Origin of the sequence: Streptomyces sp. NPDC057307, from assembly GCF_042667665.1 — a bacterium.
Classification (GTDB): domain Bacteria; phylum Actinomycetota; class Actinomycetes; order Streptomycetales; family Streptomycetaceae; genus Streptomyces.
On the sequence record NZ_JBHUZM010000138.1, the window covers coordinates 1 to 19679 of the forward strand.

20 protein-coding genes are annotated in these 19679 nt (G+C 71.9%); 6 read left to right on the forward strand and 14 right to left on the reverse strand.

Translation table 11 applies throughout. The annotated features are described in order from the left end of the window. The 3 genes from ACFUN8_RS31030 to ACFUN8_RS31040 form a co-directional block, all read right to left on the reverse strand. The coding region (locus tag ACFUN8_RS31030; protein ID WP_383644844.1) for an MFS transporter at positions 1 to 983 on the reverse strand (983 nt) is incomplete at its 3' end. After that, positions 980 to 1465: a MarR family winged helix-turn-helix transcriptional regulator gene (locus ACFUN8_RS31035; RefSeq protein ID WP_383644847.1), complete on the reverse strand. Its 486-nt coding sequence runs from the start codon at positions 1463 to 1465 to the stop codon at positions 980 to 982. The genes ACFUN8_RS31035 and ACFUN8_RS31030, both read right to left, overlap by 4 nt. Before the next feature lie 229 nt (positions 1466 to 1694). Then, positions 1695 to 2522 (reverse strand): oxidoreductase, encoded by an 828-nt coding sequence (locus tag ACFUN8_RS31040; protein WP_383644850.1) that lies wholly within the window; start codon positions 2520 to 2522, stop codon positions 1695 to 1697. 90 nt (positions 2523 to 2612) lie between these two features. Between ACFUN8_RS31040 and ACFUN8_RS31045 the strand changes: the two genes are divergently transcribed. Then, entirely contained in the window at positions 2613 to 3533 is a 921-nt protein-coding gene (locus tag ACFUN8_RS31045; RefSeq protein WP_383644853.1) for a LysR family transcriptional regulator, read from the forward strand. A gap of 11 nt (positions 3534 to 3544) precedes the next feature. Continuing rightward, positions 3545 to 4207: an HAD-IA family hydrolase gene (locus ACFUN8_RS31050; protein WP_383644856.1), complete on the forward strand. Its 663-nt coding sequence runs from the start codon at positions 3545 to 3547 to the stop codon at positions 4205 to 4207. A 38-nt stretch (positions 4208 to 4245) separates the two neighbouring features. Here ACFUN8_RS31050 and ACFUN8_RS31055 read toward each other — a convergent pair whose 3' ends face one another. Both ACFUN8_RS31055 and ACFUN8_RS31060 read right to left on the reverse strand, forming a co-directional pair. After that, entirely contained in the window at positions 4246 to 4956 is a 711-nt protein-coding gene (locus ACFUN8_RS31055; protein ID WP_383644859.1) for a class I SAM-dependent methyltransferase, read from the reverse strand. A 73-nt stretch (positions 4957 to 5029) separates the two neighbouring features. After that, positions 5030 to 6025 (reverse strand): NAD(P)/FAD-dependent oxidoreductase, encoded by a 996-nt coding sequence (locus tag ACFUN8_RS31060; RefSeq protein WP_383644862.1) that lies wholly within the window; start codon positions 6023 to 6025, stop codon positions 5030 to 5032. An 83-nt stretch (positions 6026 to 6108) separates the two neighbouring features. On the opposite strand from ACFUN8_RS31060, the gene ACFUN8_RS31065 reads away from it, so the two are divergent. Continuing rightward, a complete protein-coding gene (locus ACFUN8_RS31065; RefSeq protein ID WP_383644865.1) occupies positions 6109 to 6699 on the forward strand; it encodes a helix-turn-helix domain-containing protein in 591 nt (196 codons plus the stop codon). A 153-nt stretch (positions 6700 to 6852) separates the two neighbouring features. Here the strand turns inward: ACFUN8_RS31065 and ACFUN8_RS31070 are convergent, their stop codons facing one another. Beyond that, on the reverse strand, positions 6853 to 7509 hold the full coding sequence (locus tag ACFUN8_RS31070; protein WP_383644868.1) for a TetR family transcriptional regulator C-terminal domain-containing protein: 657 nt from the start codon (positions 7507 to 7509) through the stop codon (positions 6853 to 6855). 206 nt (positions 7510 to 7715) lie between these two features. On the opposite strand from ACFUN8_RS31070, the gene ACFUN8_RS31075 reads away from it, so the two are divergent. Then, the gene (locus ACFUN8_RS31075) at positions 7716 to 9617 is read left to right on the forward strand and encodes an RICIN domain-containing protein (protein ID WP_383644872.1); all 1902 of its coding nucleotides are present in this window, start codon (positions 7716 to 7718) and stop codon (positions 9615 to 9617) included. A gap of 99 nt (positions 9618 to 9716) precedes the next feature. On the opposite strand, the gene ACFUN8_RS31080 is transcribed toward ACFUN8_RS31075, so the two are convergent. From ACFUN8_RS31080 to ACFUN8_RS31090, 3 genes are all read right to left on the reverse strand, one after another. Continuing rightward, a complete protein-coding gene (locus tag ACFUN8_RS31080; RefSeq protein WP_383644875.1) occupies positions 9717 to 10013 on the reverse strand; it encodes a hypothetical protein in 297 nt (98 codons plus the stop codon). Next, positions 10010 to 10201: a toxin-antitoxin system HicB family antitoxin gene (locus ACFUN8_RS31085; protein ID WP_023536496.1), complete on the reverse strand. Its 192-nt coding sequence runs from the start codon at positions 10199 to 10201 to the stop codon at positions 10010 to 10012. The genes ACFUN8_RS31080 and ACFUN8_RS31085 overlap by 4 nt, the downstream gene beginning before the upstream one ends. A 69-nt stretch (positions 10202 to 10270) precedes the next feature. Further along, the gene (locus ACFUN8_RS31090; RefSeq protein ID WP_383644878.1) at positions 10271 to 11689 is read right to left on the reverse strand and encodes a PLP-dependent aminotransferase family protein; all 1419 of its coding nucleotides are present in this window, start codon (positions 11687 to 11689) and stop codon (positions 10271 to 10273) included. A 133-nt stretch (positions 11690 to 11822) separates the two neighbouring features. Between ACFUN8_RS31090 and ACFUN8_RS31095 the strand changes: the two genes are divergently transcribed. After that, positions 11823 to 12842 (forward strand): alpha/beta fold hydrolase, encoded by a 1020-nt coding sequence (locus tag ACFUN8_RS31095; protein ID WP_383644881.1) that lies wholly within the window; start codon positions 11823 to 11825, stop codon positions 12840 to 12842. Between the two features lie 286 nt (positions 12843 to 13128). Then, positions 13129 to 14139 (forward strand): iron-containing redox enzyme family protein, encoded by a 1011-nt coding sequence (locus ACFUN8_RS31100; protein WP_383644884.1) that lies wholly within the window; start codon positions 13129 to 13131, stop codon positions 14137 to 14139. A gap of 140 nt (positions 14140 to 14279) precedes the next feature. Here the strand turns inward: ACFUN8_RS31100 and ACFUN8_RS31105 are convergent, their stop codons facing one another. From ACFUN8_RS31105 to ACFUN8_RS31125, 5 genes are all read right to left on the reverse strand, one after another. After that, the gene (locus tag ACFUN8_RS31105) at positions 14280 to 14549 is read right to left on the reverse strand and encodes a DUF6296 family protein (RefSeq protein ID WP_383644887.1); all 270 of its coding nucleotides are present in this window, start codon (positions 14547 to 14549) and stop codon (positions 14280 to 14282) included. A gap of 49 nt (positions 14550 to 14598) precedes the next feature. Then, on the reverse strand, positions 14599 to 15384 hold the full coding sequence (locus ACFUN8_RS31110) for an SAM-dependent methyltransferase (RefSeq protein ID WP_383644890.1): 786 nt from the start codon (positions 15382 to 15384) through the stop codon (positions 14599 to 14601). Between the two features lie 90 nt (positions 15385 to 15474). Next, positions 15475 to 16341 (reverse strand): helix-turn-helix domain-containing protein, encoded by an 867-nt coding sequence (locus tag ACFUN8_RS31115; protein WP_383644893.1) that lies wholly within the window; start codon positions 16339 to 16341, stop codon positions 15475 to 15477. Between the two features lie 325 nt (positions 16342 to 16666). Beyond that, entirely contained in the window at positions 16667 to 18289 is a 1623-nt protein-coding gene (locus tag ACFUN8_RS31120; RefSeq protein ID WP_383644896.1) for an alkaline phosphatase D family protein, read from the reverse strand. 55 nt (positions 18290 to 18344) lie between these two features. Further along, positions 18345 to 19679 (reverse strand): glycoside hydrolase family 3 C-terminal domain-containing protein (locus tag ACFUN8_RS31125; protein WP_383644900.1); only part of this gene is annotated, 1335 nt, incomplete at its 5' end.

Here is a 19679-nt window from a genome sequence, read left to right on the forward strand (position 1 = left end):
CCGTTGCCGCCCCCCCCGCAACCCCCAACCAGGGCCCCCCCCACCCCCCGCGCCCGCCCCTGCCCCACCCCGCCACGCCCCCCCCCCACCCCCCGGCCTCCGCCATTTTGCCCGCGCCCGGCGCCGCGCCGCCGTGTCACCGTGCCGGAGAGCAGGCCGGCCGTGATCCCGCCGACCGCGACGGCCGACAGGAAGAGACCGAGGGTCCGCGGGTCGCCGCCGAAGCGGACCTCGTTGACCAGCGGGAAGAGCGCGACCGGCATGGCGAGCAGTGTCGCGGACAGGTCGGTGGCCAGCACGCCCCACAGCGTCGGACGCCGCAGGACGACCCGCCAGCCGCCGCGCTGCGGCCTGCGCCTGCCGGTCGCTCCGGCGCCCTCGGGGGGCATGGGTGGCAGGCGGATCACCGCGAGCATCGAGATCGCGACGGCCACCGCCTGCGCGGCGTACGCGGCGGGGAAGTCCCAGCGGGCGATGACCAGTCCGGCCAGCGCGGGCCCGGCCAGCATCGCCGCCTGGAAGGAGATGTTGGTCAGCGCCAGCCCGGCCGCGACCTGGTCGGCCGGCAGCAGCCTGACCGGGAAGGTACGGCGGGCGGGCGCGCCGAGCGCGCCGCAGGCCGCTCCCATGGCGACCAGGGCGAGCAGCAGCACGACGTTCCGGTTGTCCGCCAGCGCCTGGGCGCACAGCCCCGCGGCGGCCAGCAGTTGGCCGCCGGTGGCGGCCCGTACGACCGTACGGCGGTCGACGGCGTCCGCCAACGTGCCGCCGAGCAACCCGAAGAGCAGCGTCGCCAGACCGGTGACGAGCCCGATGGCCCCGGTGCCCACGGGACTGCCGGTCAGCTCCCACACCTGCGCCAGCACCGCCACCGTGGCTGTCTGGCCGCCGAGTTGGGAGGCCAGCGAGCCGATCCACAGGTCCCGGAACGGCCGGCTGCCGCGCAGCGGGCGGGTGTCGACGAACCGGCCGCGCGCCTTCACCGCGGCTCGACGAGATGGTCGAGGATCCGCTGTCGCATCGGCCGGCGGTCGAGAGCCCGCCGCAGCTCCTCGACCACGGTGGTCAGCGCGTACGGGATCTCGGCGTCCAACTCGGCGACGGTCGCGTGGGTGGCGCGCCACTCGGCTTCCAGGAACGGTACGAGCGACCGGCCGCGCTCCGTCAGATCGACCCGCCGGGTACGGGCGTCCGGCCCCGGTTCGGAGGTGACCAGATCCTCCTTGCGCATGGCGGTGAGGGTCTGGCTGACGGCGGAGTGCGAGCGGTTCAGGGACTCCGCCAGCTCACGGATGGTCAACGGTCCGCTGTGGGCGAGCCGGATCAGCGGATACGCGAACCGCGGCCGCACGCCCTCGATGCCACGCGCGACGTAGATCTGCTCGATCTCGCCGTCCATGGCCGCGAGCAACGTGTGCAGCGGCTGCCAGGGGTCGGGCAGCGCGGTGGGGTCGGAAGATGTCACAGCGCTAATATAACAGCGCTCATATAATGGCGGTGACAAGGTGGCAACGGGTCGCGCTCGCGTTTGCCTGCCATCAGCAGGGGCCGGGGGCGCCGAAACCGGGCCGCCGAACGTGGGATCCGGCGGGCCGTGCCGCGTCCCCGGCACATCCACGAGGCCCTCAGGCCCTCAGGCCCCTGCCACCCGTCGACGCGGACCCTCTCGGGTCCCAACGCCCCTGCCACACAGCTCAGTTGTCGAATGCCGTGTCCCGGGCCACCTTCTCCCAGGCCACGATCTCCGCCCGGACGGCGTCCAGATGACCGGTCACCGCGTCGACCGCGTCCGGGCCGAGGGGCAGTCGCAGCGGCGTCGTCTCGGCGGCCAGCGCCGTGAGGATCGCGGCGGCGGCCTTCGCCGGGTCGCCCGGCTGAGTGCCGTCCCCCGTCTCGACCATGTGCCGCGTCGGGCCCACCGTGTCCGCGTACGCGTCGATCTCCGCGCTCACGCTCCTCCCGCCGAACAGCCCCGTACGGAACGCCCCCGGCTCCACCACCAGCACCCTGATGCCGAGCGGCCCGACCTCGGAGGCCAGTGCCTCGGACATGCCCTCCAGGGCGAACTTGGTGGCGCTGTAGCCCGAGAATCCGGCGAAGGACATCTGGCCGCCCATGCTGCTGAGCTGCACGATCGCGCCCGAGCGGCGGGCCCGCATGTGGGGGAGTACGGCGCGGGTCAGTGCCGCCGGGCCGAAGACATGCACCTCGAAGAGCGAGCGCAGCTCCGCGTCCGTCGTCTCCTCCAGAGCGCCGACATGCGTGCGGCCCGCGCTGTTGACGAGGACGTCGACCCGGCCGTGCCGGGCGGCGACGTCCGCCACCACCGTGTCGATCCGGGCCAGGTCGGTGACGTCCAGCCGGACCGCCTCGACCTGGTCGGGGTGGCGCGCGACCAGATCGTCCAGCGTCCCGGTGCGACGGGCCGTCGCGACGACGGTGTCGCCGGCGGCCACCGCCGCTTCGGTGATCGCGCGGCCGAAGCCGCTGTTCGCGCCGGTGATCAGCCATACCCTGCTCATGTCGTTCTCCTCCGTCGGTGGGGCCTGTACGTACGACCCTGCGCCCGGACTCCCTCGCGGGTCCAAGACCCTCCGTGATAACCATTGGTTATGGACGTGCACGGCCGGGATCTCCGCTACTTCGTCGCCGTGGCGGAGGAACTTCACTTCACGCGCGCCGCCGAGCGCCTCTTCGTCTCGCAGCCCGCGCTCAGCAAGCAGATCCGGACGCTGGAACGGACCCTCGGCACGCCGCTGTTCGACCGGGACCGGCACGGCGTACGGCTGACGGAGGCGGGCGAGGCGCTTCTGCCGCACGCCCGGCGTGTGCTGGCCGACTGGGACACGGGCGTGGTCGCGCTGGAGGAGGCGAAGGCGGCCCGGCGGGCCACGCTGGCCGTCGGGATGAGCACCAGTCCGGGCCGGGGCGGCATGCTGCCCGCGATCCGTTCCCGCTTCACCGCGGCGCACCCGGCCGCCGCTCTGACGCTCCATCAGGTCAGCTGGTCGGACACGACCGCCGGGCTGGCGGACGGCGCGAGCGACGTGGCCTTCGTCTGGCTGCCGCTTCCGGACGCCGCCCGCTACCGGTGGATCGTGATGGCCGAGGAGCCCCGGCTGGTGGCACTGGCCGATTCCCATCGCCTGGCGGAGCGCGAGAGCGTCGACTTCGGCGACCTGCTGGACGAGCCGTTCCTCGCCCTGCCCGAGAGCGCCGGACCGCTGCGTGACCACTGGCTCGCCATCGACGCCCGCGACGGCCGGCCGGCCGTGATCGGCGCGGAGATCGCGAGCCCTGACGAGACCTACGAAGCGCTCGTCGACGGGCTCGGCGTCTGCCTGCTCGCCGACGGGAACGCGCCCCTGGTGGCACGTCCGGGCGTCGTCACCCGCCCCGTCGCCGGCCTCTCGCCCGCCCAACTCGCCCTGGCCTGGCGGGCGGACGACAACCGCCCGCTTGTGCGCGCCTACGTGGAGGCCGCACGCTTGACGAAGGGGCCCACGCGGGCGGGGGACCCGTGGACAGGGTGAGGGATACGGGCATGGGAGCACATGAGGCGGGGGCGGACCGGCCGAGGCCGGGGGGCCCGTCCTTCGACGCCGTGCTGTGCGACATCGACGGCGTCATCCGTTTCTACGACCCGTCCGAGGTGACGCGTCTCGAACGGGCGGCGGGACTGCCGGAGGGCGCGACGGCGGCCGTCGGCTACGCACCGGAGAACGATCTGCCGTTGCTGCTCGGGAGGGGCACCCGCGAACAGTGGGCGGACTCGATCGTCCGGGGCCTGCTGCCGCGCGTGTCGCCGTACGAGGCCGAGGCACTGGCGCACGCGTTCAGCACGGCCGACTTCCGGGTGGACGAGTCGGTCGTGGACCTGCTCCGACAGGTCCGGGAGCACCGCCCGCTGGTGCTCGTCAGCAACGCGACGCCCTGGCTCGACCAGGACCTGGCCCGCCTCGGGCTGACCGACCTCGCGCACAGCGTCGTCAACAGCTCCGTTGTCGGCGTGGCCAAGCCCGACCGCCGTATCTACGAGATCGCCGTCGAGCGCGCCGGCGTGCCCACGGACCGGTGCCTGTTCGTGGACGACCGGCAGGAGAACGTGGACGCCGCCGCCGCGCTCGGCATGACCGGGGTGCTCCACCGCGACGCCGCCGACCTGCGGACGGCGCTGGCGGACGTCCTCGACCGCCGGGCGGACTGAGCGGCCACACCCGCCCGGCGATCGATACGCGAGACCCGTCACACCGCGCGGCGGCGGACCTTCACGGCGTTGTCCGTACGGGGGCCCGGCTGCCCGTCGGGCCGGATCTGGATCCGCTCGTGCTCCTCGCTGAGCAGCACCTCCCACTCCCCGTCCGGCAGTTCGAGCGAGGCGAGGACGTCGTCCGGCGTCGGGAGGTGCACCTCGGGGTGCGGGACGGGCTCCCAGGACGGGAGTCCCGCGTGTCCGACGATCAGGAGCACCCCGCCGGGCGCGACGGCCGCCGCGGCGGTCCGCAGGATCTCCTCGCGCGGCATGTCTCCCGGGGTGTGCAGGAAGTGCGTCGAGACCAGGTCGTACGTCCCGGCGGGGAAGGAGACCCCGAGGTCGTGCCGCTGCCAGTCGATGCGGTCGGCGACGTCCGCGGCCGCCTCGGCTGCGTGCCGCCGCGCCTTGGTGAGGGCGACGCCGGAGATGTCGCTGGCGGTGACCCGCCATCCCCGGGCGGCCAGCCAGATCGCGTCGGCTCCTTCGCCGCATCCCAGGTCCAGGGCCCGGCCCGGCTTCAGATCGGCGACCTCCCGGACGAGGATCGTGTTCGGGTTCCCGCTCCAGACACGGTCGCTCTCGCCGTAACGCGAGTCCCAGAACTCCTCGTTCGTGCCGCCGTCGGTGCCGTCGGTGCCGTCGGTGCCGTCGGTGGCACTGGCACCGCTGTCCGTGTCCGTCGAGGTGTGGCCGTGGGTCATTACCGCTTCTCCTTCGCCGAGTTGGTCCTGCGCTCTGTCACTGCTGCCACCGCTGTCACTACTGCCACTGCTGTCACTTGTGTCGATCACGTCGCCCGGCTGTCCGCCGCGCCTCGACCGCCCGCGCCGTCTCCTCGGCGATCAGGTCTCCGTTGATCGCCGCTGCCGCCCGCAGCCCCGCCACCGCCGAGCCGATCACGACCTCCGTCGGATCGGCGACATTGCCCGCCGCCCACACACCGGGTACGGAGGTCGCCCCGGCCGGGTCGGTGGGGACATAGCTGCCGACCACATGACCCGCCATCTCCCAGTCGGCCGCCGCCGCCCCCAGGTCCGCGAGGACGCCCCCGCGCGCGGTGAACAGCGGCGCGACCACCACCGCGCGGACCGGAATCACCCGGCCGCCGGCCAGCGTGACGCCGGTGAGCCGGTCGTCCGTCACCTCCAGCGCGACGACCTCGCCGTCCACGACGGCGATGTCACGCGCCGCGAGTTGCTCGTACTGCTCGTCGTCGAACTCGGGCGCGGTGTGCCGGAACAGCGTCACGTCCTCGCTCCACTGCCGCCACATCTGGGCCTGGTGCACCGCGAGCGGCCCGGTCGCCAGGATGCCGATGGGCGTGTCGCGCACCTCCCATCCATGGCAGTACGGGCAGTGCAGCACCTCGCGTCCGAAGCGCTCCGCGACACCCGGAACCGGCGGCAGTTCGTCGACCAGCCCCGTCGTCACCAGCAGCCGGCTGGCCGTCACCTCGGGTACGTCCGCGCCCTCTTCGAGCACGACGCGGAACCCGTCCGCGGCCGACCCCTTGGCCGTCGCCACCCGGCCGGCCAGGAACTCGCCCCCGTAGCCCGCCACTTCCCCGCGTCCCACGGACACCAGCTCGCCGGGCGCGACGCCCTCGCGACCCAGGTAGTTGTGGACGGCGGACGCCGGGGCGTTGCGCGGCTCACCGGCGTCGATCACCAGCACCGAGCGGCGCGCCCGCGCGAGGGTCAGCGCCCCGCTCAGCCCGGCGGGTCCGCCACCGATCACCACGACATCGAAATCTACTTTTTGTGTCTTCATGCGAAGCACCTCCATCTGCTGGAGATGGTCCGTCCACCCGTCGCGGTTTGACAAAATTACTTGCCGAGGTGGCAAATGGAGTCATGGCTGACGACGACTTCTCGACCGTCCTCAACGGCGTGGGACCGCGCCTGCGCGCGCTGCGCCGCGATCGCGGTACGACACTGGCCCTGCTGAGCGAGTCGACCGGGATCTCGGTCAGCACGCTGTCCCGCCTGGAGTCCGGCGGTCGCAAACCGACTCTGGAACTGCTCCTGCCGCTCGCCAAGGCGTACGGCGTCCAACTCGACGAACTGGTGGACGCGCCCCCGACCGGTGACCCCCGCGTCCATCTGCGGTCCTTCACGCGGTACGGCATGACCTTCGTGCCGCTGACCCGCCATCTCGGCGGGCTCCAGGCGTACAAACAGATCATCCCGGCCGGCCCGCAGCAGACCGGTGAACTGGAACAGCGGACGCACGAGGGCTACGAATGGCTCTACATCCTGGCCGGCCGGCTCCGGCTGCGCCTCGGTGAGCACGACCTGGTGCTGAGCGCCGGCGAGGCCGCGGAGTTCGACACCCGCACCCCGCACGGGTGGGCGAGCGCGGGCACGGAAGCGGTGGAATTCCTCACGATCTTCGGCCGGCAGGGGGAGAAGATGCACGTACGCGCCCGGCCCGCCGAGAAGTGAACGGCGCCCCGGCCGGACGCGGCGCGAGGTGCCGGCCGACCCACGGCGCTTGCCGCGCACCGGACTTGATCCGGTCGCGCAACGGATCGGCCGGTCCGATCCGGGCCGAGCGGCGGGCGGTACGCGTCGCCTGACGGCGAATCAGGTCCGCTGTCAGGCGCTCGGGGGCGCGATCGACGCGAGCAGCGACCACACCACGCGCTCCGTCGACGCGGCCATGTCCACCGACTCCGGCGACAGCAGCCACTGCACCTGAAGCCCGTCCATCACCGCGATGATGGCGTTCGCGACGTTCTCGACGTCCAAGTCCTCGCGCGCCTCGCCCAGTTCGGCCGCCTCACGCAGCGCGTCCACCACGAACGCCCGCAGTCCGGTGTACCGGTTGCGGAAGTACTCCTGCGCGGGGTGGCTGTCGGTGACGCTCTCCGCCGAGAGGACCGCGTACAGCCGTACGATGCCCTCCCGCTCGGAGTTGCGGCGCGAGGTGTCGATCAGATGCCGCAGGAAGGCGAGACCGCGGGGACGGTCGGGGCCGAGCTGTTCTATGTCGGTCTGGTCCCGCAGTTCGAGGACGCTCGTGAGCAGCAGTTCCTTGGACCGGAAGTAGTGCAGCACGCCCGCCTGGGTGAGCCCCGCGCGATCCGCGATCTCCGCCAGTGACGCGTTGTTGTAGCCGCGCGCCGCGAACGTCTCCATGGCGATACGCAGGATCTCCTCACGCCGCTGCCGTGCCCCCGGGCTGCGCGGTGTGCGCGGCTGGGCGGGCCCGGCCGCCGCGCCGCCCCGTTCCCCCACTCGTCTGTTGCTCACCGGGCGCAGTCTACGGCGCTCCGGATCACGGGCAGGGCCTCGCGCGCCCGGTGCGACTCCCGGCTGAAACAAGTTCGGCACGACGACTTACTAAGTACTTAGTAAGCGTGCTTTCATGTCGCCGACGCACCACCCGGCCACGGCGCGGGACGCCCCGGGGCCGCGGGCGATTCGTTCGACACACGAACCGGCAGGAGCCCCCACGTATGCGAAGAACCCTGCACAGAAACGTCGTTCGCAAAGCCGTCGCCGCACTCGGCGTGCTCACGCTGGGCGGCAGCCTCGGACTCACCTCGTCCGGTACCGCGCAGGCCGCCGACCCCACCGCCCAGGTGTGGATCTCCACGGCCGACGGAAGCCGCAAGCTGGCCTCGGACGGCCAGATCACCTTCAACTCCACACCGCAGGCCGTCGACATCAACGTCAACGCGGCGCAGCGCGAGCAGCAGTTCACCGGGGCGGGCGCCTCGGTGACCGGCGCGGCCGGGCATCTCATCAACCAGCTCCCGGCGGCGCAGAAGAACGCGCTGATGACCTCGCTCTTCTCCGCCCAGGGCGACGGCATCGGCCTCAACTACCTGCGCCAGCCGCTGGGCGGCACCGACTTCAACCAGGGCGCCGCCTACACCTACGAGGACAACCAGGGGGACTTCAACCTCGGCCGTGACCACGAGGCGATCATCCCCGTCCTCAAGCAGGCCGTGTCGATCAACCCCGCCATCCGCTTCATGGGCAGCCCGTGGACACCGCCCGCGTGGATGAAGACCAACAACAGCCTCAACGGCGGCAGTCTGCGCACCGACCGCTACCAGCAGTACGCCGACTATCTGGTGAAGGCCATCCAGGGCTACCAGCAGCAGGGCCTCAAACTCACCGACCTCACGGTGCAGAACGAGCCCGAGTTCGCGACGAGTTACCCCTCGATGAGCATGACCGCCTCCGAGCAGGCGGCGTTCTTCAAGGTGCTCGACCGCACCCTGACGGCGGCGAACCTGCCGACCAACCTCCTCGCGTACGACCACAACTGGGACCACCCGAACTACCCGCTCCAGGTCTTCTCCGAGACGCCGGGCATGAACCGGGTGATCGGCGCGGCGTTCCACTGCTACGGCGGCCAGCCCACCAGCCAGTCGCAGATCAGGCAGGCCGGCAAGCGGGTCTTCTTCACCGAGTGCTCCGGCACCGACAGCGACAACCCGGCCACCACCTTCGCCGACACGCTGAAGTGGCACGCGGAGAACCTGGTCGTGGCCAACATGCGCAACGGCGGCGAGACCACGATCATGTGGAACCTCGCCCTGAACCAGGCCGGCGGCCCCCACCAGGGCCACTGCACCACCCGCTGCAACGGCGTGGTCGAGATCAACGGCAACACGGTCACGCGCAACGCCGAGTACTACGTCCTCGGTCATCTGACCAAGTTCGTCAAGCCCGGTGCCACGCGTATCGGCTCCACCAGCCAGGGCGCGGGCGGCGTGCAGAACGTCGTCTGGCAGAACCCGGACGGCAGCAAGGCGGCGTACGTCGTGAACGGCGCGGGCGCGGCCCGGACGTTCTCCGTCACGGACGCCGGCCGCTCGGCCACGTACACACTGCCGGCCGGCGCCGTCGCTACCCTCGTGTGGACCGGCACCGACCCCGGCACCCCGGGCGACGGCACCATCGACCCGGCGAAGTGGTACCAGGTCGTCAACAGCGGCAGCAACGCGTGCCTCGACGCGACCGGCTGGGGCACGGCGGACGGCACCGGACTGCAGCAGTGGTCCTGCTCCGCGCCGGCGGCCAACAACCAGACCTGGCAGTTCAGACCCACCAGCAACGGCTACCACCAGGTCGTCAACCGGCACGCCGGCAAGGTGTGGGACATCGACGGAGGAGTCGGCGCCACCGCCGACGGCGCCCGCGCGCATCTGTGGAGCTACACCGGCGCCACGAACCAGCAGTGGCAGCCGCAGCGGATCGGGACCACCGACCGCTACCGGTTCGCCGCCAGACACAGCAACAAGTGCCTGACGGTGAGCGGCGGTACGGCGAACGGCGCGACGCTCACACAGCAGCCCTGCACGGAGGCGGCCAGCCAGACGTTCCGGCTGGTGGCGCAGCCGTAGCGGCAGTGGCCGTCGCTCCCGCGTCGGCCGACGGGAACCGCTGAGCCCTGGTGCGCCAGGGCTCAGCGGCATGTCCCCCAGGAGGGACCAAAACGGCGGTCAGAGGTCGAGCACCGCGCGCAGGGCCTGGCTGACGCGCTCCATCACCGCCGTGTCGACCGGGCCGAGCAGCTTCGCGCCGTCGAAGCGCGTGACCCGCAACTGCTGGAGGTTGACCGCGACGGCGGTGCAGGGCAGCGGGTCGTCGATCACCACGGACATCGCGGTGTCGGGGTAGCGCCCGGCGTCGTGCAGCACGACGGTGAGCACCGCGCCGTACGCCTCCTCCAGGCCGTCCAGCGAGACGAGCAGGACGTTGCGCCCGTCACCGAGGGTCCAGATCTCACCACGTTTCACAGGGTGTCGCCCTCGCCGCCCAGGTCGTCGCCGAGGCCCAGCGACGCGAGCCGGCGGGCGGAGTCGAGCACGGCCTGCCGCTGGGCGGCGCGCACGATGTAGGCGTTGAGGGACAGCCCGGCGGCTGCCGCCCCCGCCTTGATCGATGCGTTGATCTCGTCCGGGATACGGAGCGTCATGGCAGTCATGCGACCGACCATAGCAACCGGACAGTGGTTGCACCATGTGGTGTCACCGTCCGGTGCGTGGGGCGGGATCTACGAGGCCGGCGGCAGCGCCGCGCACAACGCCTCCAGCGCGCCGTTGAACGCGTGGTCGGGCGGGGCGCCGAAGCCGATCACCAGACCGTCGCGCGGCGGCATGGTGCTGTCCGGGTGCCGGAAGGCGCCGAGCCCCGCCAGCGCCAGACCCAGCGCACCGGCCGCGCGCACCGTGTCCGGCTCGGTGCCCGGCGGCAGATCCAGCACCGCGTGCAGTCCGGCCGCGATACCGCTGACCCCGATGTGCGGTGCCCGCTCGGCGAGGACCGAGACGAGCCGGTCGCGCCGCCGCCGATAGGTGCGTCGCATGAGACGCACATGTCTGTCGTACGCGCCGCGGGCGATGAAGTCGGCGAGGGTGAGCTGGTCGGAGACACCGGTCCACATCTCGCGGCTGCCCTTCACCGAGAGGACGTCGTCCACGAGACCCTCGGGCAGCGCCATCCACCCCAGCCGCAGCGCGGGGGAGAGGCTCTTGCTCGTGGACCCCAGATAGACCACCCGGTCGGGATCGAGCCCCTGCACCGCGCCGACCGGCTCCCGGTCGTAACGGAACTCGCCGTCGTAGTCGTCCTCCAGCACCACCGCCCCCGTGGCGCGCGCCCAGTCCACGGCCGCCGTCCGCCGCTCCGGGCGCAGCGGACCCCCGGTCGGGAACTGGTGCGCGGGCGTGAGCAGTACGGCCCCGGCGTCGACCGCGCCCAGTTCGGCGGTCCGCGCGCCGTCCGCGTCCACGGTCAGCGGCACCGTACGCAGCCCGGCGCCGGTGAGCAGCGAACGGTGGAAGGCCAGCCCGTACGACTCGACCGCCACCGCCCCGTCCAGCACCTCGCCGAAGATACGCAAGGCATGGGCGAAACCGGCACAGACGACGATCCGGTGGGGCGCGGTGCGTACACCACGGGCGCGGGCGAGATACTCGGTGAGCGCCGTCCGCAGCTCGACACGGCCCCGCGGATCACCCACGCCGAACGCGTCGTTGGGCGCGTCGTTGAACGCGCGGCGCGCCGAGGTCAGCCACGCGGACCGGGGGAACGCGGAGGCGTCCGGCGACGTCGGCATGAAGTCGTACGCCACCGCACGCGCCACCGGCACGGAAGGCCGGGCGCGCTCCTTGGCGACCGGCAGCGGTGTGGCACGCGACGCCACGTGGGTGCCCGAGCCCTGGCGCGCCGTGAGCCAGCCCTCGGCGACGAGTTCGGCGTACGCCTCGCCGACGGTGTTACGGGCGATGCCCAGGTCCACGGCGAGCGTGCGGTACGGCGGCAGCCGGGTACCCGGCGCCAGCCGGCCCGACGTGATGGCATCCCGCAGGGCCAGCATCAGCTGCTCCCGGCGCGACCCCCGTCCGCTCAGCTCCAGATGGAGATCCGCCCCCGCGCCCGCCTCAGCCGAATTGACCCCTCGAACCGCCATGGAAACGCACCCTACGCAAGGTCCGTCCGACGGCACGCGGCAGCGGACCTTGCCGACCCGGCAAGTTCTCTTGGCCCGCGCACCGCGACCGCCGAATGATGGTGAGCGGAAACGATCACCCCGAGGAGGACCCATGCCGGACCCCACCACGCCGCCCGCGGCAGCCACCCCCGTCACCCCGCCCGGCGCCGAACACCGCCTGGTGGACGTCCCCGGCGGCGGCCGGATCCACCTGGTGGAACAGGGCACCGGCCCCCTGGTCCTCATGGTCCACGGCTTCCCCGAGTCCTGGTACTCCTGGCGCCACCAGCTCCCCGCGCTCGCCGCCGCCGGATACCGCGCGGTGGCCGTCGACGTACGCGGCTACGGACGCTCCTCGAAGCCGTCGGCCGTCGAGGACTACCGGATGCTCGCCCATGTCGCCGACAACGTCGGAGTCGTCCACGCCCTCGGAGCCGAGACCGCGACGATCGTCGGCCACGACTGGGGATCGAACATCGCCGCCGACTCGGCGCTGCTGCGCCCGGACATCTTCACCGCGGCGGCGCTCCTCAGCGTCCCGTACGCGCCGCGCGGCGGCCCCCGCCCGACCGAGGCGTTCGCGCGCATCGGCGGCGACGAGGAGTTCTACGTCAGCTACTTCCAGACCCCCGGCCGCGCCGAGGCCGAGATCGAGCCCGACATCCGCGGCTGGCTGGCCGGCTTCTACACCGGGATCTCGGGGGACACGCTGCCGCCCGAGGGCGAGGGAAACCTCTTCTTCGTGCCGCCCGGCGGCAGACTCCGCGACCGGTTCCCCACCGGCCCGCTGCCCGCCTGGCTCTCGGCGGCCGACCTCGACCACTACGCGGGCGAGTTCGAGCGGACCGGACCGACCGGAGCACTCAACCGCTACCGCAACGTCGACCGCGACTGGGCGGACCTGGCCGCCTGGCACGGCGCCCCGCTCACCCAGCCCTCCCTCTTCATCGGCGGCGGTCTCGACGCCTCCCTCGCGTGGATGGCGGACGCCGTGAAGAACTTCCCCACCACCCTGCCCGGCCTGGTCTCCTCGCACATCATCGAAGGCTGCGGGCACTGGGTGCAGCAGGAGCGCGCCGACGAGGTCAACACTCTCCTGACCGAGTGGCTGAAGGCCCTGCCGACCCGCTGACCCCCCTCGGCGGGCGGTGACCGGCTCCGGGTGGTCCGGGCCGACGGGCCCGGACCACCCGAACGGCGGCATGTTCCCACCGCGCCGGGACCGAAGGGGGCGGGCCGCCCGGCGGGCCGGGAGAGGACCGCGCCGACGGGCGGGTGCGGGGCGCGGCGGGACGTTACCCACGGTCCGGGAGCGGTCGTCGACACGTCATCTCCGAAAGGGGACAGGCCGGGCAAAGCGGCGAGAATGAGCGAACCGAGCACGCTGATCAGTTCGATCAGGTCAAGGAGTGAAGTCAGTGGAGAACGCCGACGTCCGGCCGACCGGGCCCGCTCTGCCGACGGGCCGCGGCGACCTCAGTTACGGAGTCGCCCGTGCCCTGCGTGGCCGCCCCGGTTCCGGGACCCCTTTTCCGCCGTGCGGGACGGCCGACGACGCCGCCCCCTACGGCGAGGACCTGCACCTCGCGCTCTACCTCTGCTACGAACTGCACTACCGCGGTTTCTGCGGCGTCGACCCCGCCTGGGAGTGGGACCCCGCGCTGCTCGCCTTCCGCGCCGGACTCGAACGCCACTTCCTCGACGCGCTGCGCGCGGACACCAAACGCCGCACCGACATCGACGAGGCACTCGCCGACCTCCTGGTCGAGTCGCCGGACGGCGCGAGCGCGTCCCACTACCTGAGGGACGAGGGCGAGCTGTGGCATCTGCGGGAGTACGCCGCCCAGCGCTCCGTCTACCACCTGAAGGAGGCCGACCCGCACGCCTGGGTGATCCCCCGGCTCCGGGGCCGCGCCAAGGCGGCCATGGCCGCGGTCGAGTTCGCCGAATTCGGCGCGGGCCGGGCGGACCGCATGCACTCACGGCTCTACGCGGGCCTGATGACGGACCTCGGCCTGGACACGACGTACGGCCGGTACGTCGACATGGCGACGGGCGAGATGCTGGCGAGCGTCAACCTCATGTCGATGTTCGGCCTGCACCGTGCGCTCCGCGGCGCGCTGGTCGGACACTTCGCCGCCGGCGAGGTGGTCGCGTCCCCCACGTCCCGCCGGCTGGCCGAGGCGATGCGGCGCGTGGACGCGGGGGAGGCGGCCGTGCGCTTCTACGCCGAGCACGTGGCGGGCGACGCGGCCCACGAACAGCTCGTCCGCCACGAGGTCGTCGGCGGGCTGCTGGAGGAGGAACCCTGGCTGGAGACGGACGTGGCCTTCGGCATCGACGCGACGGCCGTCCTGGACGCGCGCCTCGCCGAGAAGCTGCTCCCCGCCTGGCGCGACGGCCTCTCCGGCCTGCGTACGCCCCTGTGAAACCGCTCCGGTGCGAATTCGCTCCGCGTGAATCCGCTCCGGCGTGAATCCGCTCCGGTCCCCCCGGCACCGTGAACGCTCCCGGCCCCGTCCCCTCAGCGATCACCGAAAGTGATCACCGGGGGACGGGGCCGGGCCGTTCACGAGTCGAGCGACCGCGCCGTCACCGGCGTGGTGAGCGCCTGCTGACCCCCACTGGCCAGCATCCGCACCTCGCCCCGGTCGCTGATCTCCGCGCGCACGATGCCGGTCTCGTCCTCGTAGACCGGAAAGCCGCCCGCCCCCGCCCTGGCGGTGCGCCGGACCGTCACCGCGTCCCGTTCGACGCCCTTGCGTGGGGCCGGGCTGGTCGGGTCGGCCGCCGGGGTGGGTTCCTCGAAGACCAGCTCGTAGCGTTCCGGATAAGCCATGGTGGGGGGCCTCCTCCCGCGATGGGCACCACCCCCCATGGTCACCCAGTCAGGGGAGGCGGGCGACTCCGGCGTAGACGGCGTTCTCCTCGCTCTCCGGCGCGGCCGTGTCCTTGTACCACTCGGGGCCGGTGACCAGTCCGGGCTCGACGAGGTCGAGACCGTCGAAGAACCGCGCCACCTCGTCACGGGTGCGGAAGCTCAGCTCGATCCCGCCCTTGCCGTAGGTCCCGGTGATCTGGGCCTTCAGCTCCTCGTGGAAGTCGAAGGTGCCGTGGGAGAGCATCAGATAGCTGCCGGGCGCGAGCGCGTCGAGAAGGGTGCGGGTGATCTCGTAGGGCCCCTGGCTGTCCGGGATGAAGTGCATCAGCGCGATGAGCGACACGGCCACGGGCCGGTCGAAGTCCAGGTGCCCGCGCGCGTGGTCGAGGATCGCCTCGGGCTCGCGCACGTCCGCCTGGATGTAGTCGGTCGCGCCCTCCACCGTGCTGAACAGCAGCGCCTCGGCGTGCCGGAGCACGATGGGGTCGTTGTCCGTGTAGACGACCCGGGCCTTCGGGTTGATCTCCTGGACGATCTGGTGGAGGTTCGGCGCGGTCGGGATGCCGGTGCCTATGTCGAGGAACTGGTCGACGCCCTGGCCGGCCAGCCACGCGGAGGCGCGGTGCATGAAGGCACGGTTCTGCCGGGCGCTGCGCTTCCCCAGTTCGGGCAACTGCTCACCGACCGCCCGGTCGACGGGGTAGTTGTCCTTGCCGCCCAGGAGCCAGTCGTACACCCGCGCCGGGTGCGGCCTGCCCGTGTCGACCTGGGACTTCGGCGAACCTGCGTTCATGACGTGCTCCGTTGACTGTCTGATCCGAAGAGGGGGTGGCGAGAACGAGGGGTACGGGCCGGGTTCCGGCCCGGTGCCGGATTCCGGCGGTCACAGCGCGTCGCGGAAGTCGGACAGCAGCTGCCTCGTACGCCCCGCCGACTCCGCGTGGGCCACCATCCGGTCCATGGCCTCCATGTGCTCGGAGACCTCCGCGTCCTCGTCGAGATAGAGCGCGCCGGTCAGATACTCGATGTAGACCATGTCCGGCACTTCGGGGATGCCGAAGCGGAACAGGACGAACGGGCTGTAGGTGCCGGGGTGATGGCCGGCGGTGAACTCGGCGATCTGCAGCGTCACGTTCGGCAGTTCGCTCGCTTCGAGCAGCCGGTCGATCTGTGCGCGCATCACGTCCGGCGACCCGACGTGCCGGCGCAGCACGGTCTCGTCCAGTACGGCCCAGAAGACGGGCGCGTCGGTACGGGTCAGCAGCGCCTGGCGCTCCATCCGCAGCGCGACCTGCCGTTCGATACGGGCGGAGCCGGCGAGCTGCTGACCCAGGGCCCCGGCGGTCAGGATGTGCCGCGCGTACTCCTCCGTCTGGAGCAGCCCCGGCACGAAGTGCGGCTCGTAGCAGCGCATGGTCGTCGCGGCCTCTTCGAGGCTGACGTAGCCGCTGAACCAGTCGGGGAGCACATCGTGGAACCGCTGCCACCAACCCGGTCTGTTGGCCTCGTCGGCCAGCCGCAGGAAGACGTCGATCTCCTCGTCCGGCACGTTGTACGCGGGAAGGAGGATCTGCAGATACGGGACTTTGAGCCCGACCTCCGCCATCTCCATCCGGCGGACGGTGGCGGCCGTGACCCGCAGCAACTGGCCGGACTGCTCGCGGGTGAGCCCCGCCTTCTCACGCAGCGCCAACAGCTGTCTGCTGAGCACGATCTGACCGATCGTCGGAGCCGACCGTGGCTCGCTCATTCCGCACCCCCGAGCACCACCGCAGCCATGGCGGACAGTCTGCCACAGCAACTCGCCCGTGTGGCAGGTCTGTTGATCTTTCCCGGTCTCCGGGCGGCCGGTGCGGCCGCCGTGCTCCGTGATCTCAAGTCCTCAGCTCGATCCAGGATCTTGGCCGTGTGGGCCGGACGGGCTCGCATACGCTCGTGCGTGCTGCCCTGGCCGAAAAGGTGCGGGCACGGGCGACAGCATGTCCCTCAGGAGCCCGTGCCACCAGAGGGCGGCACTCCGGTCGGGCCTGCCGGAGAGAATTCCACACGGCCATGACGGCCTCCGTGCCGCCGCGTTACGCGGGCGTCAATCCCGGATCGCCGGCCTTCGTGACGAACGAGGCCGCCCTGGTGAGCGCGGAGCCCGGCGTCGTCACGGCCGTCAGGGTGTTGAACGTGACCGTCGCGTGCTCCTGCGCGAGCGTGAACGTCGTATAGCCCCGGCGCCCGTTGTAGTACTTCATATGCGGATTCGCCGAGGTGAGGTTGGACCAGTTGGACGGCTTCTCCGCGCCGTCCATACCGCTGCTGACCGAGGTCGTGGCGATCTCCGTCCCCACGACACGGGACTTCGGGTCGTCGAAGTCCTCCTTCAGATCGAAGCCGTACCCCACGTGTACGTCTCCGGTCAGCACCATCAGATTGTCGAGACCGGCCGCCTTCGCACCGTCCAGAACCCGCTTGCGGGAGGCCGTGTACCCGTCCCACGCGTCCATCGACAGCTTGAAGTCCGACCCGGGCCTGTCACGGCGCTGGGCGAACGTCACCTGCTGCGCCAGCAGATTCCAGGTGGCGTTCGAGCTTTTCCAGCCGTCGATCAGCCACCGCTCCTGCGTCTCGCCGGTCATCGTGCGTCTGGGGTCCTTCGACTCCGGGCCCGGGACCTGCCAGTTGGCCCCCTGCACCTGGTTGGAGCGGTACTGCCGGGTGTCGAGGATGTCGAACTGCGCGAGCTGCCCGAAGTGCAGGCGGCGGTAGAGCTGCATGTCGGGGCCGTCCGGCTGCTGCGGGGTGCGCAGCGGCTGGTTCTCCCAGTACGCGCGGTAGGCGGCGGCCCTGCGGAGCAGGAACTCCTCCGGCGGGACGTCGTTCTCGGGGGTCTCGTCCGCGTAGTTGTTCTCGGTCTCGTGGTCGTCCCATGTGACGACGAAGGCGTGTGCGGCGTGCGCGGCCATCAGGTCCGGGTCGGACTTGTAGAGGCCGTAGCGCAGCCGATAGTCCTCCAGGGTCACCGTCTCCGCGTTGTAGTGCGCGGGGAGCTTGCGGTCGGTGTACTTCCGCGAGCCGCCCTCCGCCGTCACCGCGTACTCGTACAGGTAGTCGCCGAGGTGGACGACGACGTCGAGGTCCTCGGCCGCGAGGTGCTTGTACGCCGTGAAATAGCCGTGGTAGTAAGCCTGGCAGGACAGCGTGGCGAACTTGAGCCGGGTGATCAGGGCCCCGGCCGCGGGGGCGGTACGGGTGCGCCCGACCGGGCTGATCCATGTACCGACCCGGAAGCGGTAGAAGTAGAACCGGTCGGCCGACAGCCCCGGCACCTCGACGCGCACGCTGTGGTGGAACTCGGGGTGGGCGGTCGCGGTGCCACTCTTGACGATCACCGCGAACCGCTCGTCGTGGGCGACCTCCCACTCCACCTCGACCCGCTCGGCGGGCAGACCGCTGTCCGCCGTGTACGGCTCCGGTGCCAGCCGGGTCCAGAGCAGAGCCGTGTCGGGCAGCGGGTCACCCGAGGCGACGCCCAGCGTGAAGGGGTTCTCGGTGATGGCCCTGGGGTTGAGCCGGCGGGCGCTCGCCGCGCCGGCGGTCGGCATGTTCGCCGCGAAGGCGAGCACGGCCGCGGCGCCGGTGCGGGTGACGAACTGACGGCGATCGATACGGCGGGCGGCAGCGCGGAATTCCGGCAGATGATTTCCCATGGTGGGTACCTGTATGCCCTGTTATGCACGTTTGCTGACCCCGCATCAGAGTGATCTATTCCTCCTCCCGGTGTATCCGGTGCGGATCCCGGCATATCCGGGCGTGCAGGGCGCGCGTGTGGTCCACCTCCCGTACGGCACCGGTCAGCACGGCGCGCGCGGTGAGCCGCGTATCGGTGCTGGACGCGGCGAGCCGCAGCTCCAGCGCCCCCGGTTCCACGACGCGGCGCCCGCCGACCCCGGTGAAGGAGGCGAGGTCGGCGGGGACGGTGGCGCTGATCCTCGCCGACTCGCCCTGTTCCAGGGGCACCCGCAGATAGCCCACCAACCGCTGGACCGGCTGCACGACCGAGGCGACCGGATCGTGCAGATACAGCTGCACCACCTCGGTGCCCGGCCGGTCGCCGGTGTTGCGCACGGTGAACGACAGCCGCAGCTCACCGTCGGTCGGCGCGGCGCTGTCGGCCGTCAGCCCGGACCAGGCGAAGGAGGTGTACGCCAGCCCGTGCCCGAATCCGAACGCGGGCGTCGGATCGACGTTCGACGAGTCGCCCGCCCGCGCCAGCCGCGCCGCGAGATAGGTGGACGGCTGTCCGCCCGGCCGCCGGGGAACGCTCACCGGCAGCCGGCCCGAAGGCTCGACCCGGCCGCTCAGCACCCCCACGATCGCCCGCGCTCCCTCCTGCCCGGGGAAGAACGTCTGCACGATCGCCGCCGAGGCGTCCACGGCCCGGTCGCCCAGCGCGTACGGCCGTCCCGCGAGCAGCGTGATCACCACCGGCGTACCCGTGTCCAGCAGCGCGTCGAGCAACTGCTGCTGTACGCCCGGCAGAGCCAGCGACTCCGCGTCACAGCCCTCGCCGCTCGTACCCCGGCCGAAGAGGCCCGCCCGGTCGCCGAGAGCCGCGACGATCACATCCGCCCCGCGCACCGCCCGCAACGCGGCGGCGAACCCGTCGGTGAGGGGCGAGTCGATGCCACAGCCGGCCGCGGTGACGATCTCGCACCCGGGGAACTCCGACATCAACCCCTGCAGCAGGGTGGTCAGTTGCACCCCCGGTGGCACGTCGGGGTGCTGCGCCCCGACATGCACGGGGAAGGAGTAGCAGCCAAGGACCGCCGTGGGCGTGTCCGCCTGGGGGCCGACCACCGCGATCCGGGCGGGGCGCCCCAGTGGCAGGACCCCGTCGTTCCGCAGCAGGACCACCGACCGCTCCGCGAGGCGACGGGAGATCTCCCGGTGCGCCGCGGTGTCCAGGCTCACGGTGTCGCGCAGCCGGTGCGGCGCGTCGAGATCGGCGTCCGCGAGGGCCGGCGGCAGCGGGCTCCAGCCGGGGTCGAGCAGACCGAGCTGTGCCTTCTGCGTCAGCACCCGGCGCAGGGCCCGGTC

What these genes read in the sequence shown, in the direction of transcription:
- ACFUN8_RS31060 (WP_383644862.1), bottom strand. Translation starts at nt 6,025, where the DNA reads ATGAAGACACAAAAAGTAGATTTCGATGTCGTGGTGATCGGTGGCGGA.
- ACFUN8_RS31050 (WP_383644856.1), top strand. Translation starts at nt 3,545, where the DNA reads ATGGGAGCACATGAGGCGGGGGCGGACCGGCCGAGGCCGGGGGGCCCG.
- ACFUN8_RS31110 (WP_383644890.1), bottom strand. Translation starts at nt 15,384, where the DNA reads ATGAACGCAGGTTCGCCGAAGTCCCAGGTCGACACGGGCAGGCCGCAC.
- ACFUN8_RS31040 (WP_383644850.1), bottom strand. Translation starts at nt 2,522, where the DNA reads ATGAGCAGGGTATGGCTGATCACCGGCGCGAACAGCGGCTTCGGCCGC.
- ACFUN8_RS31075 (WP_383644872.1), top strand. Translation starts at nt 7,716, where the DNA reads ATGCGAAGAACCCTGCACAGAAACGTCGTTCGCAAAGCCGTCGCCGCA.
- ACFUN8_RS31090 (WP_383644878.1), bottom strand. Translation starts at nt 11,689, where the DNA reads ATGGCGGTTCGAGGGGTCAATTCGGCTGAGGCGGGCGCGGGGGCGGAT.
- ACFUN8_RS31045 (WP_383644853.1), top strand. Translation starts at nt 2,613, where the DNA reads ATGGACGTGCACGGCCGGGATCTCCGCTACTTCGTCGCCGTGGCGGAG.
- ACFUN8_RS31120 (WP_383644896.1), bottom strand. Translation starts at nt 18,289, where the DNA reads ATGGGAAATCATCTGCCGGAATTCCGCGCTGCCGCCCGCCGTATCGAT.
- ACFUN8_RS31055 (WP_383644859.1), bottom strand. Translation starts at nt 4,956, where the DNA reads ATGACCCACGGCCACACCTCGACGGACACGGACAGCGGTGCCAGTGCC.
- ACFUN8_RS31065 (WP_383644865.1), top strand. Translation starts at nt 6,109, where the DNA reads ATGGCTGACGACGACTTCTCGACCGTCCTCAACGGCGTGGGACCGCGC.
- ACFUN8_RS31115 (WP_383644893.1), bottom strand. Translation starts at nt 16,341, where the DNA reads ATGAGCGAGCCACGGTCGGCTCCGACGATCGGTCAGATCGTGCTCAGC.
- ACFUN8_RS31085 (WP_023536496.1), bottom strand. Translation starts at nt 10,201, where the DNA reads ATGACTGCCATGACGCTCCGTATCCCGGACGAGATCAACGCATCGATC.
- ACFUN8_RS31105 (WP_383644887.1), bottom strand. Translation starts at nt 14,549, where the DNA reads ATGGCTTATCCGGAACGCTACGAGCTGGTCTTCGAGGAACCCACCCCG.
- ACFUN8_RS31095 (WP_383644881.1), top strand. Translation starts at nt 11,823, where the DNA reads ATGCCGGACCCCACCACGCCGCCCGCGGCAGCCACCCCCGTCACCCCG.